Genomic DNA, 16,142 nt, shown 5'->3' with positions numbered 1-16,142 from the left:
ATGGCAGTAAAACAGAAAATTCTCATCGTAGACGATGACAACAATATTGCAGAGCTTATTTCTCTGTATCTCACCAAAGAATGTTTTGACACTAAAATTGTAAATGACGGGGAAGAAGCCTTATCCGCTTTTTCCTCCTTTGCCCCAAACCTGATTCTTCTGGATTTGATGCTGCCCGGTATGGACGGCTATCAGGTCTGCCGGGAAATCCGCCAGAAATCCAATGTTCCCATTATCATGCTTTCTGCCAAAGGCGAAATTTTTGATAAGGTGCTGGGACTGGAACTGGGGGCGGACGACTATATGATTAAACCCTTTGATTCCAAAGAACTGGTGGCCAGGGTGAAAGCCGTGCTTCGACGTTATCAGCCCAATGTGGCGCCCTCCACCCAGCCTTCCGGAAAATATGTGGAATACCCGGATTTGGCTATTAACCTGACGAATTATTCTGTTATCTACTATGGAAATCAGCTGGATATGCCGCCAAAGGAACTGGAGCTTCTGTATTTTCTGGCCTCTTCACCGAATCAGGTCTTTACCAGAGAACAGCTTTTAGACCATATCTGGGGATACGAATACATTGGAGACACCCGCACCGTGGACGTGCATATCAAACGTCTCCGGGAAAAAATCAAAGACCACCCGGCCTGGTCCATTGCCACAGTCTGGGGTATCGGATATAAATTCGAGGTCAAAAACAAATGAAAAAATTTCTCTATGTAAAATATGTGCTTGCCATTGTCATTCTGGGATTGTTGGGCTTCTGCACCATTTATTTTGTGGGAAACCGTCAGGTGCAGAAACATCTGGAATCCGTGTACAGCGGGGAACTGTATCAGGAAGCTACCACCATTGCCCAGAGTCATGATGTGCAGTATTTCCAAAATGATGAGGAACGAGACAACCAGCTGTATGAAAATCTGTGCACTCTGGCCTCTTACCGCCACTGTGACGTCTGGATTATCAGCCCCAAGGGCGAAATTCTGCTGAATACCGCTTCGGAACCAAAAACAGAGGATTTCCCTATCATTACAGGCTTTAATCCCGGAACAGCCAGCGGTTCCTACTACCGGATCGGGGATTTTTTTCACCAGTTCAGCGAACCGCATTTAAGCGTCATGGTGCCTGTCACCAGAAACATGTCTGTGGAGAGCTATGTAGCCATGCACCTTCCCATGCGTGTCCTGCAGGAACAGCATGACGCTCTGATGAACATGATTTACATTCTGTTTCTCCTGTTTCTTCTCATTATGATGGCTATTATTCCGGTATTTTCTCTCATGATTTACCGCCCCCTCCGGAAAATCATACAGGGGGCGGATGCCTTTGCTGCGGGAAATCTGAAATACAACATCCCTCTGGAAAAAGAGGATGAACTGGGATATCTGGCCGGGACGCTGAACTATATGTCCGATGAACTGGACATGACGGGAAACTATCAGCGCAAATTCATTGCCAACGTCTCCCACGATTTCCGCTCCCCCCTGACCTCCATCAAGGGCTATACAGAAGCTATTTTAGACGGTACCATTCCTCCGGAAATGCAGGAGAAATACCTGAAAATCGTGGTGCATGAAACCGACCGCCTCTACAAGCTGACCCAAAGTCTCTTGACTTTGAACAATCTGGATGAAAAGGGACGGCAGCTGGATTATTCGGATTTTGACATCAACAGTATCATAAAAAGCACTGCCGAATCCTTTGAGGGCACCTGCAGGCAGAAACGGATTTCCATCGAACTTCTGCTGACCGGCCAGACCCTGTTTGTACGGGCCGATATGGGACAGATTCAGCAGGTACTCTATAACCTCATTGACAATGCCATTAAATTCAGCCCGGAGGAGTCTGTGATTAAAGTGGAATCCTCCCTGAAACACGATACGGTTTTCATTTCCGTGAAGGACAAGGGCTGCGGTATTCCCAAAGCCAGTCTGGGGAAAATCTGGGATCGGTTCTATAAAATTGATTCCTCCCGTGGCAAGGACCGCAAAGGTACCGGGCTTGGGCTTGCCATTGTAAAGGAGATCATCAATTCCCACAAGCAGAACATCAATGTCATCAGCACCGAAGACGTGGGGACCGAATTTATTTTTACCCTGCAAAAAAGCACAGAAGAGCGGTAATCCTGCTCCTCTGTGCTTTTCTTCTATTTTATTTCCATTCGTATTTCGTCAGATGTCCTTCCAGACGCATATGGTCAAAATGGTTCTGGCGCAGAGCCTCATACAGCACAATCGCCACCGAATTGCTGAGATTTAAAGAGCGAATCTCTCCTATCATAGGAATACGAATAGCTGTCTCCTGGTTTTGCAGCAGAATCTCTTCCGGAATTCCCGCGCTCTCCTTTCCAAACATAATATAGCAATCCTCCTCATACTGGACGTCCACATAAGTTTTAGGCGCTTTGGTGGTTGCCATATAGATTTTGGCACCGGGATTTTGATTCAGAAAGTCCTGATAATTTACATAAGTTTTCACATCCAAATCTTTCCAGTAATCCATGCCTGCTCTCTTAATAGCCTTTTCGTTCAGTTTAAAGCCCAAGGGTTCGATTAAATGCAGGCGGGTACCCGTTGCCACACAGGTTCTTCCGATATTTCCCGTATTAGCAGGAATCTCCGGCTCAAATAACACAATATTCAGCTTTGCCATTTCTTACTCCTCAATCCTTCTGATAGATTTTATACAATTCGTCACTCTGGGGCTTGTCCAGATACCGGGTTTCTTCTCCGTTTCGCAAAATCCGCTCTTTTCCTGCCGTAGCCTTTCCCACCACTGCCGCAAAAATTCCCGCCTGATGCAATTCTCTTACCAGGCCATGTCCATCCTGGGCTGCTATCATCATAGAACCGCTGGACATGAGAATATAGGGATTGAGCCCCAGCACCTCACAGACCTCCACCGTCTCCTGGCGAATCGGAATCTTCTTTAAGTCGATATCCAGTCCAACATCTGAGCCTGAGGCCATTTCCCACAGAGCGCCGAACACACCGCCCTCTGTAATGTCATGCATGGCAGAAACGCCCCACGCGCCGGCAATCTTTGCCTCCGGCAGCACCGAAAGATACTGGTCAAACCCTTTGGCCGTATCCACAAACAGCGGCGCAAACCGTTCCAAAAGCAGTTTTTCCTTTTCCTTGGCCGCAATAGAGGTACCTTCCAATCCAATCCATTTGGTAATCACAATGTCCTGTCCCGGCTTTATGCCTCCGGGCTCCATCATCTGTTCCTTCTTCATTCTGCCTACACCTGTAAGGGAAAGCAGCGGTTGTTTTACCACATCGGTAATCTCTGTATGGCCGCCCATAATTTCCATATTCAGTTCTCTGCAGGTAGATTCCACTCCCCGCATAATTTCTTTCAGCTCTCTCTCTTCTGTCTTAGGCGGCAGCAAAATGGTGAGCATAATGCCCACTGGCTCTGCCCCGGCAGCCGCTAAATCATTGGCAGTAATATAAACACTGTGTTTCCCCATATCCTTTGTGGTGCCGGTAATAGGGTCGGAGGAAAACACGTAAACTTCTCCTTCCCTGGGTTCCATCACCGCACAGTCACGGCCTACAGCCGGTCCTGCCAGGATTTCTTCTCTTCTGTGTCCAACTTCTCTTAAAACGGAACGAATCAGCATTGGTTCCGGCAGTTTCCCTATTTTCATGGTCTGTCCCTCCGTCTGTTCTTATAAAGCATACGCTATCATGGGAAGCACCATAGCCAGAATCATAAACACCGCCAGAATCCCTGCAACTATCTGTTTTTTCCCGGAATTTTTTTTATTCATAATCCTTTACCTCTCTATCTTTCCATAAGTGCCTAAAATCGTATCAATAAGTCTGGAAGCTTCATTCTTTGTCAGACTCTCCACCTCCACATTCAGGTCTATTCTATGATATTTTATCAAATCCTGCAAGTATCGTTTTTGTGCCGGAGTTATGGGCCCCTGCTTTTTCACCTTATAGAAAAGAGGAACCGGACAAAAAAGTTCAGGATGCTGTTCTTCATACTCCTGCCGCAGCCGCTCATAAAGTTTATAAGTAGTACGGGCATCCTCTAAAGCCCTGTGGGCATCCCCCTGTGGAATTTGGTAGTGTACCCGCAGGTTCTGCAGACTTCTGCTGGGCAAATCCGGCAGCAGAATCCTGGACAGCTTCAGCGTATCCATGCCCTCTTTCTCAAAGTCCATATCCAGATTGACTGCATTGTGCTTCACAAAGCTGTAGTCAAACATCAGGTTATGCCCCAGAAGCGGCAGATTCTCACAAAACTCCAGAAGCCCCTCCAGCGCTTCCCGTACATACGGCTTTCCCTGCACCATTTCGTCTGAAATGCCTGTAAGGGCCGTAATTCTCTCCGGTATCTCCATTCGGGGATTCACCAGTGTAGCGTACTCTCCTGTCACCATGCCGCCCTGTACCTTCACGGCGCCAATTTCAATGATTCTGTCTTTTCTCGGTTCCAGACCTGTCGTTTCCAAATCCAGTGTCACATATGCTCTCATGTTTTTTTCCTGCTTTTCTTCTGTTTTTCTTTGTATTCCCTGCAATATTCTGTAAGAAAACACTCCTCGCATTTGGGCGACCTGGCAAAGCAGATCTGCCGTCCAAAAGTAATTATCTGAATGTTATAGAGAATCCAGTGGTTCTTGGGCAAAACCTTCATCAGTTCCATTTCCACTTTTTCCGGATCCTCTTCCTTCGTCAGTCCCAGCCGCTTGGAAATCCGCTTTACATGGGTATCCACCACCACACTTGGCTCATGAAAAATATTTCCCCGGATCACATTGGCCGTCTTCCTTCCCACACCGGGCAGGCTGGTTAAATCCTCCAGACTGCGCGGAACCTCTCCGTCGTATACCTGACAGATTCTCTGGGCGCAGCCAATAATGTTCTTTGCCTTATTGTGATAGAATCCCGTAGGCTTAATATCCTGCTCCAACTCCTTTAAATCTGCTTTTGCAAAAGCCTCCATATCCGGATATTTCACAAACAAATCTTTTGTGACAATGTTGACTCTGGCATCCGTACACTGGGCGCTTAACATGGTGGCAATCAAAAGCTGTCCCGGATTTTCGTGATTCAGATAGCATTTGTATTCTCTGGTATAAACCTCATCCAGCTTCTCCAGAATTTCCTTTGTCCTCTTTGTCATACGTCCTCCTTTCTCTGCTCAAACTCCACAGCACAGACTCTTGCGTCATGGGTCAGGGGGCTGCGTTCTTTATAGTCAAATAAAACCGGATACTGCCCTTTCTCCCGTTTTTGGCTCAACACATCATAAGTAAAGACCTCCAAATGTGTCATTTTTTCCAACTGCCTTGGCTGATATCCCCCATACTGCCTCAAAAGCCGGGGTTCTTCTGCCTCTTTCCGATAAAAGTTCTGTATCTGCTCTTTGTAAAGCTTCTGTTCTCCTGCCCACACAGGCCTGGTCTTCAGATTTTCTCTTGCATACAAATCAAAAACCATCCGTTCCCGGAAATATGCCAAATCTTCCTTTCCTTGTTCTTCTAAAAATTCCAGGAGAATTTCATATCTCCGGATTCTGGTATGGGAAATGCCGAAATAGCCCTTTTTCTCATAAAAATCTGCCAGAGCTTCATACATGGCAAAGGCGTCTGAAAATTCTTTCTCCAGGGCCTCTATGGTACGGGTAAACTGTCCGCTGTTATAATACACCTCTACCATGTCTTCAATGCCTTTCAGACGGCAGATTTCTCCGTAAGACAGCCAGTTTGTGGAAAGCACCTCATAAGGCTCTCTCTGCTTGTACACACAGCCATATTCTTCCCGCTTCTCATACATATAAGAACCTTTCAGAACCTTCAGAAATCCCAGTTGGAGCTGCTGAGGCCTCAATCCGTAGACGTCATCAAACGATTTTCGGAAACTGTCATACCCTTCCAGCGGAAGCCCCGCAATCAAATCCAGATGTTGGTGCACATTCTTTCCGGCCTGCACCTGTCTTACTTTTTGGGAAATTTTTTCAAAACTGGTCTTTCTGCGAATTTCCCTTATGGTGTCCTCATTGGTAGACTGCACCCCGATTTCCAGCTGAATCAGTCCCGGACGCATGGTGTGTATCAGGGCAATTTCCTCTTCGGTCAGCAAATCTGCAGCAATTTCAAAGTGGAAATTCGTCACCTGATTGTCATGTTCCTGAATATAACGCCAGATTTCCAGTGCATGCTCCTTTTTGCAGTTAAATGTCCGGTCCACAAACTTTACCTGAGGCACCTGGTTATCCAGAAAAAACTGCAGCTCCTGTTTCACCAGCTTCGTACTCCGAAAACGCAGCTTCTTATCTATAGAAGAAAGACAGTAACTACAGGAAAAGGGACACCCTCTGCTGCTCTCATAATAAATAATCCGATGATGAAAAAGTTCCATATCCTGATAGGGAAACACCAGTGTATCCATATCCAGAATGGCCCTTGGCGCCGTTTTTTGTATCTCTTTCCCCTTTCGGAAAACAATACCGTCTATCTTTTCCAGTTCCGTCCCTTTTTCTGTGTTCCGCTCTAAATTTACATAATATTGTGTTAATTCCCGGAAGGTCTCCTCTCCTTCTCCGCACATCACGCCGAAAACCTCCGGCATTTCTTCCAGAAACTGCTCTGCGTCGTAAGACACCTCCGGGCCTCCTGCCCAAATCACCGTGTCCGGCAGGATTTTCTTCACATTACGAATCAGTTCCTTTATAAAAGAAATATTCCATATATAGCAGGAAAAGCACAAAATCTCAGGTTTTTTCCGATATAAATCTTTTAAAATCTCATCCTCCTGCTGATTGATGGTATATTCCGCCAGTTCTATGTGGTCTGCAAATGCTCTGCAGTATGCCTTCATGCTGTATACTGCAAGATTGGAATGAATATATTTGGCATTGACTGCCGCCAAAAGAAGTTTCATATTTTCTCTCCTCTATCCGAAAAGAGCCGATGCATGAAACACGCAGCAGCCCCTTTTCTCTTTCTCTATTTTTTTACATATCTGGATTTTTCCTGTTGTTCCTCTTCTTCAAATCCCTGCACCTGACGGATTAATTCCGTTTCCACAAAATCTGTGCCTTCTGCTTCTCCCTTCTTCTCTCTAAAAGTCAATTTCAGAAGAATGGGGGAAATAATGGTGGTAATCACCACTACAATAACAACCGGTCCCAGCAAATCCGGAGCCATCAGGCCAATGGCATTTCCTTTGGCAGCCACAATCAATGCCACCTCGCCTCTGGAAATCATCCCCATACCAATGCGGATACAGTCCTGGTTGCTGTAATGACACATTTTTGCGCCCAGACCGCAGCCAATGATTTTCGTCAGCACTGCCACTACCACCAGTATTACTGCAAACACCACAATCATGGCACTCATTTTCGGCAGTTCTACCTGCAGACCAATATTGGCGAAAAATACCGGAGACAGGAAAATATAAGACAAAATCCCAAATCTTCTTGCAATGTAATTGGTATGAGTTGTTTTTGTAATAATCAGCCCGGCAAAGAAAGCTCCTGTAATGTCTGCAACACCAAAAAATTCTTCTGCGCAGTAAGAAAATACAAGGCAGATAACAAACGCCAGAATGACAAAACGCTGCAAATCCCGCTCATATCCCTTTACCCATTTCTGGAACAGGACATGAATGATATATCCGCCCACACCGATAAAGACAAAAAATCCCAGAATCTTTCCGAACACCAGCCATACATTTACAGATGAATCTGCAAGACTGGTAATAACTGTAAGGGCAATGATTCCCAGAATATCATCAATAATGGCCGCCCCTAAAATGGCATTTCCCGCTCTGGTATTTAACTTGCCCATTTCCTTTAAGGTTTCCACCGAAATACTTACCGAGGTTGCCGTTAAAATAACACCAATGAAAACATTCTGCAAAATCAGACTGGTTCCGGCGGCAGATTCTAACATTCCCGGGCGGTTAAAATAAGCTGCTACTCCCAGACCGCCCAGAAGCGGCACTATCACACCCAAAAGGGCAATAATAAACGAAGCCTTTCCGCTTTTCTTCAGTTCATCGATATCCGTCTCCAGTCCTGCACAAAACATCAGAACAATCACACCGATTTCTGATACCTGATAAATAAACTCCGTCTGATGTAAGACTCCCAAACAGGCCGGCCCTAAAAGCAGCCCTGCCAGCAGCGCCCCTACTACCTGCGGCAGGCTGATGCGCCGAGTCAGAAGCCCAAACGCCTTTGTAGTCAGCAATATCAGTGCCAAATCCAGTAAATACCCATAAGAATCCATATTCTCCCTCCTCAAATCCCCACACTGTGATTTTTAAAACTGTATTTATGTTATCACAATTTGTCAGAAAATCCAAGGAAAAACCTTTACACTACACCGTATATTTCTTGCACAAAAAGAGCGCTGTTCCTGTAGAGGTGGAGAAGACTTCTGTCTCTTCTCCTCTTCTGGGACAGCGCATATATTTACATAGATTTCCGCTCTGCAATTTCCGCCATCTTAGCAGAATTCAGACGGGTATCTCCGTGTACACGGCTATAGGAAAGGTAGCCGTTCATACGATCAATTTTGGTCAGATTGGTGGAACCGCATACCGGACACACATCCATTTCCAGCTCCTCATGACCACAGTCATCACAGTAAGCCAAAGACAGGTTCACGCCCTCATAATAGCCCAAATCCATAGCTCTGCGCACCAGTGCCCGAATGGCGTCTACATTGTATCCAATGGGATAACGCACATACTGAATTTTGCCGCCATTGCAGAGTTCCCAGAATCTGCCCTCGCAATCCTGCTTCTCAATGGGAGTCATTTCCTCTGTTACATGGCAGTGGAAGCTGTTGCTCACATACGGACGATCAGAAACCCCCTCCACGATACCGTACATCTTTCTGAACTGCTCTACCTGAAGGCCGCAGAGACTCTCTGCCGGAGTACCGTAAATGGCATACAGATTGCCGTCCTCATATTTGTACTGCTCTACTTTTTTATTGATATACTGCAGTACTTCCAAGGCAAACTTGCCGTCCTCGCGAATGGATTTACCGTTGTACAACTCCTGCAGTTCATTTAATGCCGTAATACCAAAAGAAGCAGTCATCGGTTTTAAAAGCGGTTTAATCTTATCCGAAGGTTTTAAGTTGCCGCCGTAAAAACCGCCCTCACAGTAAGCCAGCGGATTTGTGGACGCCTTCATCTCACCCAGATAATCGTAAGTACGAATATGCAGGTGACGAATCATTTCCAGATAAAAATCCAGCACCTCGTAGAAATCCTTATTCTCGGCTCTGGCCTTTGCCAGAATCATGGGAAGATGGAGGCTGACTGCGCCCACGTTAAACCGTCCCACAAATACAGGAACGTCCTTATCATCTGCCGGAGTCATGCCGCCTCTTTCGTACCAGGGGCTTAAAAAGGCTCTGCAGCCCATAGGACTGATAACCTTTCCGTATCTTTTATACATACTGGAAATATAGCCCTTGCCGCTTAAAGAAAGCCAGTCCGGATACATGGTTTTGGCAGAACAGGAAATTCCTGCCTCAAACACATCCTCCCCTTCTCTGCCCTCTCCATGAAGATTCTCATCATAGAGGAACACAATCTTTGGAAACAGCACCGGTTTTTTATGACCTTCTCTTCCCTGTCCGCCCTTGTGAACCTCCAGAAGAGAAATGCTGCACATTTTCTCAAATTTCTTCATACCCAGTCCCAGAGTCACGGTAACAAAAGGATAATCTCCTCTGGAAGATCCCACCGTATTCAGCTTATACTCTATTCCCTGCCAGCCCTGGTCGAAGTCTCTCTTTACCTTATCCACAGCATACTGCTCGGCTCTCTCCTCTGCCAGTTCCCAGTCCGGGTCTACATAAGCAAGAAATTCTTCCTTATATTTTTCGTAGCTTTTTTCCGCATAAGGGGCCAGAATCTTGTCCACTTCCGGCACGGTAAAGCCGCCGTACTGCTGGGCTGCCGTACTGAGCACAATATCTCCCATAACGTCAAAAGCCGTATCCAGGGTCTTCGGCTCATTGTACCACACATTTCCCATTTCAAAGCCGCCTCTTAACACATTAGCCACGTCAAAGAGACAGCAGTTCATGGTATCCAGACGGGCAGACTGGTCGTGAATATAAATATACCCGTCCTTGCAGGCCTGCAGTTCGTTGCGGTTCATAAAGAACTTCCGATACAGTTCTTTATTCAGTTCATTGAAAATCAGGCTGCGCTTGGTAGCCACCAGGGCGCTGTCCGTATTGGCATTGCTCTTATCCCCAATGTAGCGGATGGACTGGCTCTTGGTATACACCTCATCCATCATATGAATAAAGTCATGCTTATAATTGCGATAATCTCTGTAGCTCTTTGCAACAGATGGATTGACTTCTTCCAGAGCCCCCTCCACAATATTGTGCATATCCTGAATGGAAATCTCTTCTTTATCCAGAGAATCCGCCTTTTCCTGGGCATAGCGGCAGATAAATTTCACCTCATCCTCTTTGAAATTATACATAATTCTGGATGCGGATTTGTTCACTGCCCTCACGATTTTCTGAACATCAAAATCCTCTTTCGTACCATCTTTCTTAACTACATACATCATCACTTTCACCTCATACACTTTAAAACACTATATCTGGTATAGTATAATATTTTTCACTTTTCATTTCACAACATTTTGTATTCCACAGTATATCACTTTTCACACAGGAAAGAAAGTGGGAATATTGCACAATTCTGTACTAATATTCTCCACTTTCCTCTATTATCCCCGTATTCAACATACTTCGACAAAATGTCACCTGACAAAAAAAGTTTTTCTTTTCCTGATTTTTTCCCTCTTTTCGTTTTATGGAAACCGGTTTTCGGCACAACATTATTGAAAGTGCACAATTTCATTTTTGTCAAGGGGTACTTTCTATTTTCTCCTGTAATATTTCGTTTATCTGGTAACGTTTCGCAGCCACTTATACGTTTTATAGCGGTACACCGAAAACGGTATCTTGATAATCTCATCGCTGCACAGCAGAATATAAACCCAGGGCATGGGAATCCCCAGAACAAAAGCCCCCACTGCAGAGCCCAGGATAGAGCAAAGCCACATCACGCTCACGTCCAGAATCAACCCGAACCGGGTGTCCCCTCCTGCCCGGAAAATCCCCACAATCATCGTGGTATTCACAGACTGCCCCACCACATAATAGGACATAATCAGCATCATAGCCGTCAGATAGCTTTTGGCCAGAGGGGTGAGATTCAGCAGGCTTTTAACCAGAGGCGAAATGCCCAGTATCAGAAGTCCCCCGCCGATACCGCATAAAACAGCAATCTTTACAAAGCGCCTTCCGTACTCTCTGGCCAGTTCCTCTTTCTTCTCTCCGATGGCCTTTCCAATCATAATAGCCGCTGCGCTGGAAATACCAAAGCCAATCACCATAGAAAGCTGTCTGCATACCTGCGCCACGGAGTGAGCTGCCACAGCAGAACTGCCCAGATGTCCCACAATAGCGGAAATAGCCGCCATACCCGCGCCCCATGCCAGTTCGTTTAAAAGCACCGGAAAGGCATAGGTAAAGAAATCTTTTCCCAGGGCTTTGTCTTTTACAAAGAAATCCCGCCAGCGAATTTTCACCACATCGTTCATCTTCACTGCATAAAAAACCACAATCAGCACTTCTATGGTTCTTGCAAGCAGCGTTCCCAGCGCTGCGCCTGCTGCTCCCATTGCCGGGACTCCCAAAAGTCCGAAAATAAAAATTGCATTAAAAATAATATTAGCCAGCAGAGACGTACCGTACACAACGGTAGCGATAACCACCTTCTCCACACTGCGGATAATATTCAGATACACATTGGTAAATGCAGACAGCATATAGGAAAATGCCACAATCCGCAGATAGCTGACCCCTGCCTCAATGACAGCCTGGTCTGTGGTAAAAATCCGCATTAAAAGAGCCGGAAACACCAGTGCTGCCAAAGTAAAGACTGCAACAGCCAAAAGGGAAATCCGAAAAGACATACCCATAACCTTTTCAATGGTTCTGGTATCCTTCTTTCCCCAATATTGTGCCGTCAGCACACAAGCCCCGGAAGTCAGTCCGAAAAATAAAAGGGAAAGGATAAAATACACCTGATTTGCCAGGGAAACGCCGGAAAGCGCTGTCTCCCCTACCTTTCCAAGCATAATGACATCCGTAGAGGTTACACCTACGTTAATCAGATTCTGAATCGCCATAGGCATAACCAGACGGGCTACATTGGAATAAAACCTTTTATCTTCAAGGCTCATACTTCTTTTTAAAACCATTTCTCTAATCTTTTTCTCCTGTTTTTTTATTTAAAGCCGGATTTCTCCGTCAAATACCACCTGGGCCGGGCCAGTCATATAAACCAGATTGTCCTCTCTGTCCCAGGCAATCTTCAAATCTCCCCCTAAAAGCTTTACGGTGACTGCATCTTCCGTGTAACCGTTTAAAGCGCAGGCAACGGCCACAGCGCAGGCTCCTGTTCCGCAGGCCAGAGTTTCTCCGCTGCCCCTCTCCCAAACCCGCATTTCCACCGTTTTGCGGTCCAGAACACGGACAAATTCCGTATTCACACTCTCCGGAAAGGCCTGGTGTTTTTCAAAGTCCGGTCCCACCTTTTCAATATCCAGGTTCTGCACGTCCTCCACAAACACTACAGCATGAGGATTTCCCATCGATACCGCAGTCACCTCATAAATGTTTTCTCCTACGTTTAAAGGTTTGGCAATCACCGGAGACTGGGGATACTTCATAGGAATTTTCTCTGCTTCCAGTATGGGCCTTCCCATATTCACCCTGATTTCCACTGCCTTTCCGTCTTTCACCGTCAAATCCAGATACTTGATTCCGCTTTTGGTATCCACAGAAATCTGAGTCTTTTTAGTCAGACCATAGTCATACACATATTTTGCAACACAGCGAATACCATTTCCGCACATGGCTCCCTGACTTCCGTCTGCGTTGTACATTTCCATTTCAAAATCAGCTTTTTCAGATGGTTTGATTAAAATCAATCCGTCTGAACCAATGCCAAAATGACGGTCACTGACCTTTATAGCTGTTTCAGAAGGATGTTCTACCCTTTCCTCCAGACAATTCACATACACATAATCATTTCCGATTCCCTGCATTTTCGTAAACTTCATCTTCCGTTTCCTCCAATCTCCTGTCATCTGCTTTCTGATGTTTCCTGCAATTTCAATTTAAAAAATCCGGAATAATACCCCTTTGGCTGCAGTATCTGCAGGTTTTCCTGGGTTTCCAAATCCTCAATCACATCTTTTCGGGACGGCAGAGAACTCCATGGCTCTATGCACACATAAGGCGCATCTGTATGGGGCATATGCCAGATGCCCAGATAGGGAAGCCCCTTTGTTTCCATCTCCAGTCCCACACTTCCTTTTTCTGCTTCCAGACGCAGGCGGGTGGGAACATTTCTTAAGATAATGGCGTCATGGTCAAACAAATCATGCCGCAGGTGCAGCCTCTTCTGTTCGTCAAGTGGAAAGGCTTCATCCTTTCCGGTTACAAAGCAGTCTTCTGACATGCCTACCCGCATCATATTTTCTGAGGAAGCAAACGCAATATCATAGTCCTCAAAAGAGAGTCCCTCTTCCCAGGGAAGCAAAAAGCCGGGATGTCCGCCTATACCAAAGTACATTTTCTTTCTGTCTTTGTTCTTCACACTGTAAGTCACTTTCAGTTCCTTTCCCTGCAGCTGGTATTTCAATTTCAGTTCAAAGTGAAATGGATACTGCCGGTAAGTTTCTTCACTGTCCCGTAAAGAAAATACGATTTTATCTGCTGTTTTGTCCTTTACCTTTAAAACAGAATCTTTCAGAAATCCATGAATATCCATTTCATAGGTTTTTCCCCGATATGTATATTTTCCCTGTGTCAAACGTGCAATGTACGGAAACAGGTTAATAGCGCTGTCTCCCCAGTATTTCTCATCTCTCTGCCACAAGTATTCTCTTCCTTTTGTATCCTTTATGGAACACATCTGTCCCCCCAGGTCTTCTATAGACACTTCCAGATTTTCATTTTTAATTGTGTAAATCATCCCTGTACTCCTCCTGTATAAAAATCCATTACCACTATATTAAAGCAATTTCGCCTTTTTCGCAAACAGATTTCTGCCAAAAAGCAAAAAAGAAGAAACCTCCTCTGTGGGAAATTTCTCCTTTTCCTGTTCTTTAACAGACTTTGCTGCTTGTATATGGAATTAGTCTTCCTCTACAAATTCTTCTTTTCCAAGACCACAGACTGGGCATACCCAATCTTCCGGAAGGTCTTCAAAAGCTGTTCCCGGTTCGATTCCGTTATCCGGGTCTCCTAATTCAGGGTCATATACATATCCGCATGGTTCACATACATATTTTTTCATGGTTAAATACCTCCTGTTAAAATTTATTTTTTCACATTTTCTGAAATTCATTCTTCAGTTCTTATTCAGTCTACCACAGTTTCTCAAAAGTTTCCAGACTAATTTTGTAAAGTTTTTAAAAATTTTTTCAAAATCGGGTAGGAGGTAAATAATTATTTTATTTACCGTCCTCCCACACCACCTAGCATACCGTTCGGTACTAGGCGGTTCTTTAGTTTTCACAAACTACCAGATAATAGTCAAGCATGGATGTATATCCTAGCTTGGCTATTATTTTCTTTGAAAAGATTTGATTCAAGACTTTCGCCATTCTCCAATATCCTTTTCTACTACATACAAGTTCCTTCGCTCTCCAATGTTCCATTCCCAATGCTTTCAACATTCGATACTTTGTTTTGATTTTCTTCCATTGTTTCCAATAAACTGCTCGGATTCTACGTCTTGCCCATTCATCCGTTGTTTTGAGAAGTCCTTTCATATCTGCTAGTCTAAAGTATTCCACCCATCCTCGCACATACTCTTGGTACTTCTTTTCTCGCTCTGCATTACTAATACCTTTGTTTCTATCAGTAAGTTCTCGAATTCTATTTTTCATCTTGGCTACTGACTTTTGATGTACTCTGAATCTGCATTTGCCTTTGTATCTATAAAAGGTATACCCTAGATACTTGACCTTGCTGATGTGAGCCACCTCTGTTTTCTTCCTGTTTACTTTCAGAAATAACTTTCCTTCAATAATATGTTGCTGAGCAACGGACTCAATGGTCCACCTTGTGGCATTCCGACTTCTGTTCGCTCGAATTTCCCGTTTGCCATCACTCCCGCATTCAGGTATTTTTGTATTAACGAAATCACTCTTCCATCCTTGATGGTTCGTGACAATACCTCTATTAACTTACTTTGACATACGGTATCAAAAAACTTCTCCAAGCCCATATCCACTACATATACATAGCCGTCATTTACGTTCTTTTGGCATTGTCTAAGGGCATCATGTGCTCCTCTTTTCGGTCTGAATCCAAAACTATTCTCTGAGAATTGCTCCTCAAAGATTGGTGAGAGTTCCTGTGCTATCGCCTGTTGAATCACTCTGTCAACGACAGTAGGAACTCCCAGCTTTCGAAACTCGCCTTTTGTTTCCTTGGGTATTTCTACCCTGCGAACTGGGTTAGGCTTATATCTTCCTTCCCTTACCTCTTGGATTAAGGCTTCTTGGTTTCTTCTTAGGAAGGGCAGAAGTTCATCCACCTGCATTCCATCAATTCCGCCTTTCCCTTTGTTTCTTTTGACTTGCTTATAGGCATTGTTAAGATTGTCTTTCCGCAAAATCAAATCCAAAAGATTGTTCGTCCAATAGTCTGTGATGACACCGCTCTTTTCAGTAATCTTAGAGTAGTCGAACACTTCTGCATACTCTTTCTGTTCCGCAGATACCATTTGCAGATAGTCCTCTATATGAAGTTGTCTGTTCTTAAATCCACTTTCAGTTACATTCATTGCTTGTGTCTCCTAAAGTTCAGCCCTTCGCCGACGTTTGCAACCGTCGGTTTACTATGGCTTCTGCTGACTTCTCGCCATTCGTTGTTACTCACGGATTTCATACTCTGTTTCCATCCGCTGACGAGACCTCCCTTGGTACCACACGTCACTTTCTCTCCATGTATCTGCCACATTTACTATAGTTAATTCCGGGTAGTTATAGGACTTCAGTTTGTGTCGCAACCTTATCCTTAACTATAGCCTGATGTGATTTCT

Annotated in this window: 15 protein-coding genes; 2 read left to right on the top strand and 13 right to left on the bottom strand. The window is 44.9% G+C overall.

The window, feature by feature from the left end:
- Nucleotides 1-705 carry a response regulator transcription factor gene (locus tag G5A70_RS04565; RefSeq protein ID WP_173748449.1) on the top strand — a complete coding sequence of 235 codons (705 nt, stop codon included), beginning with the start codon at nucleotides 1-3 and terminating at the stop codon, nucleotides 703-705.
- Complete coding sequence (locus G5A70_RS04560) at nucleotides 702-2,123, top strand: sensor histidine kinase (protein ID WP_173748447.1); 1,422 nt, start codon at nucleotides 702-704, stop codon at nucleotides 2,121-2,123. Before G5A70_RS04565 ends, G5A70_RS04560 begins: the two co-directional genes overlap by 4 nt.
- A 28-nt stretch (nucleotides 2,124-2,151) precedes the next feature.
- On the opposite strand, the gene G5A70_RS04555 is transcribed toward G5A70_RS04560, so the two are convergent.
- The 13 genes from G5A70_RS04555 to G5A70_RS15945 all read right to left on the bottom strand — a co-directional run bounded on the left by G5A70_RS04555 (nucleotide 2,152) and on the right by G5A70_RS15945 (nucleotide 15,884).
- Entirely contained in the window at nucleotides 2,152-2,652 is a 501-nt protein-coding gene (locus tag G5A70_RS04555) for a tRNA (cytidine(34)-2'-O)-methyltransferase (protein ID WP_173748445.1), read from the bottom strand.
- A gap of 10 nt (nucleotides 2,653-2,662) precedes the next feature.
- Nucleotides 2,663-3,655, bottom strand: coding sequence for an AIR synthase family protein (locus G5A70_RS04550; protein ID WP_173748443.1), 993 nt, complete (start codon nucleotides 3,653-3,655; stop codon nucleotides 2,663-2,665).
- A 129-nt stretch (nucleotides 3,656-3,784) separates the two neighbouring features.
- Entirely contained in the window at nucleotides 3,785-4,495 is a 711-nt protein-coding gene (locus tag G5A70_RS04545; protein WP_173748441.1) for a PolC-type DNA polymerase III, read from the bottom strand.
- The gene (gene nth / locus G5A70_RS04540; RefSeq protein WP_173748439.1) at nucleotides 4,492-5,145 is read right to left on the bottom strand and encodes an endonuclease III; all 654 of its coding nucleotides are present in this window, start codon (nucleotides 5,143-5,145) and stop codon (nucleotides 4,492-4,494) included. The genes G5A70_RS04545 and nth overlap by 4 nt, the downstream gene beginning before the upstream one ends.
- The gene (locus tag G5A70_RS04535) at nucleotides 5,142-6,905 is read right to left on the bottom strand and encodes a B12-binding domain-containing radical SAM protein (RefSeq protein WP_173748437.1); all 1,764 of its coding nucleotides are present in this window, start codon (nucleotides 6,903-6,905) and stop codon (nucleotides 5,142-5,144) included. Before G5A70_RS04535 ends, nth begins: the two co-directional genes overlap by 4 nt.
- Nucleotides 6,906-6,970: 65 nt before the next feature.
- Entirely contained in the window at nucleotides 6,971-8,257 is a 1,287-nt protein-coding gene (locus G5A70_RS04530; protein WP_173748435.1) for a cation:proton antiporter, read from the bottom strand.
- 185 nt (nucleotides 8,258-8,442) lie between these two features.
- Nucleotides 8,443-10,578: an anaerobic ribonucleoside-triphosphate reductase gene (gene nrdD, locus G5A70_RS04525; protein ID WP_173748433.1), complete on the bottom strand. Its 2,136-nt coding sequence runs from the start codon at nucleotides 10,576-10,578 to the stop codon at nucleotides 8,443-8,445.
- Between the two features lie 339 nt (nucleotides 10,579-10,917).
- Nucleotides 10,918-12,282, bottom strand: coding sequence for an MATE family efflux transporter (locus G5A70_RS04520; RefSeq protein ID WP_173748431.1), 1,365 nt, complete (start codon nucleotides 12,280-12,282; stop codon nucleotides 10,918-10,920).
- A gap of 30 nt (nucleotides 12,283-12,312) precedes the next feature.
- A complete protein-coding gene (dapF, locus tag G5A70_RS04515; protein ID WP_173748429.1) occupies nucleotides 12,313-13,146 on the bottom strand; it encodes a diaminopimelate epimerase in 834 nt (277 codons plus the stop codon).
- A 23-nt stretch (nucleotides 13,147-13,169) separates the two neighbouring features.
- Nucleotides 13,170-14,063: an aldose 1-epimerase family protein gene (locus G5A70_RS04510; RefSeq protein ID WP_173748427.1), complete on the bottom strand. Its 894-nt coding sequence runs from the start codon at nucleotides 14,061-14,063 to the stop codon at nucleotides 13,170-13,172.
- Nucleotides 14,064-14,225: 162 nt separating this feature from the next.
- On the bottom strand, nucleotides 14,226-14,387 hold the full coding sequence (gene rd / locus G5A70_RS04505) for a rubredoxin (protein ID WP_173748425.1): 162 nt from the start codon (nucleotides 14,385-14,387) through the stop codon (nucleotides 14,226-14,228).
- A gap of 211 nt (nucleotides 14,388-14,598) precedes the next feature.
- Entirely contained in the window at nucleotides 14,599-15,078 is a 480-nt protein-coding gene (locus G5A70_RS15950) for a group II intron maturase-specific domain-containing protein (RefSeq protein WP_330489628.1), read from the bottom strand.
- A 23-nt stretch (nucleotides 15,079-15,101) separates the two neighbouring features.
- A complete protein-coding gene (locus G5A70_RS15945; protein ID WP_330489627.1) occupies nucleotides 15,102-15,884 on the bottom strand; it encodes a reverse transcriptase domain-containing protein in 783 nt (260 codons plus the stop codon).
- Between the last annotated feature and the right edge of the window lie 258 nt (nucleotides 15,885-16,142).

It is taken from the genome of Blautia hansenii (assembly GCF_013304445.1).
In the GTDB taxonomy this organism is placed as follows: Bacteria; Bacillota; Clostridia; order Lachnospirales; family Lachnospiraceae; genus Blautia.
Note: the sequence above shows the minus strand (reverse complement) of the source record. Positions and strands in the feature narration are given on the sequence as shown.

Coding starts and splice junctions, on each gene's coding strand:
- G5A70_RS04535 (WP_173748437.1), bottom strand. CDS start 6,905: ATGAAACTTCTTTTGGCGGCAGTCAATGCCAAATATATTCATTCCAAT.
- G5A70_RS04520 (WP_173748431.1), bottom strand. CDS start 12,282: ATGGTTTTAAAAAGAAGTATGAGCCTTGAAGATAAAAGGTTTTATTCC.
- G5A70_RS04560 (WP_173748447.1), top strand. CDS start 702: ATGAAAAAATTTCTCTATGTAAAATATGTGCTTGCCATTGTCATTCTG.
- G5A70_RS04565 (WP_173748449.1), top strand. CDS start 1: ATGGCAGTAAAACAGAAAATTCTCATCGTAGACGATGACAACAATATT.
- G5A70_RS04530 (WP_173748435.1), bottom strand. CDS start 8,257: ATGGATTCTTATGGGTATTTACTGGATTTGGCACTGATATTGCTGACT.
- nth (WP_173748439.1), bottom strand. CDS start 5,145: ATGACAAAGAGGACAAAGGAAATTCTGGAGAAGCTGGATGAGGTTTAT.
- nrdD (WP_173748433.1), bottom strand. CDS start 10,578: ATGATGTATGTAGTTAAGAAAGATGGTACGAAAGAGGATTTTGATGTT.
- G5A70_RS15945 (WP_330489627.1), bottom strand. CDS start 15,884: ATGAATGTAACTGAAAGTGGATTTAAGAACAGACAACTTCATATAGAG.
- G5A70_RS04550 (WP_173748443.1), bottom strand. CDS start 3,655: ATGAAAATAGGGAAACTGCCGGAACCAATGCTGATTCGTTCCGTTTTA.
- rd (WP_173748425.1), bottom strand. CDS start 14,387: ATGAAAAAATATGTATGTGAACCATGCGGATATGTATATGACCCTGAA.
- G5A70_RS04510 (WP_173748427.1), bottom strand. CDS start 14,063: ATGATTTACACAATTAAAAATGAAAATCTGGAAGTGTCTATAGAAGAC.
- G5A70_RS04545 (WP_173748441.1), bottom strand. CDS start 4,495: ATGAGAGCATATGTGACACTGGATTTGGAAACGACAGGTCTGGAACCG.
- dapF (WP_173748429.1), bottom strand. CDS start 13,146: ATGAAGTTTACGAAAATGCAGGGAATCGGAAATGATTATGTGTATGTG.
- G5A70_RS04555 (WP_173748445.1), bottom strand. CDS start 2,652: ATGGCAAAGCTGAATATTGTGTTATTTGAGCCGGAGATTCCTGCTAAT.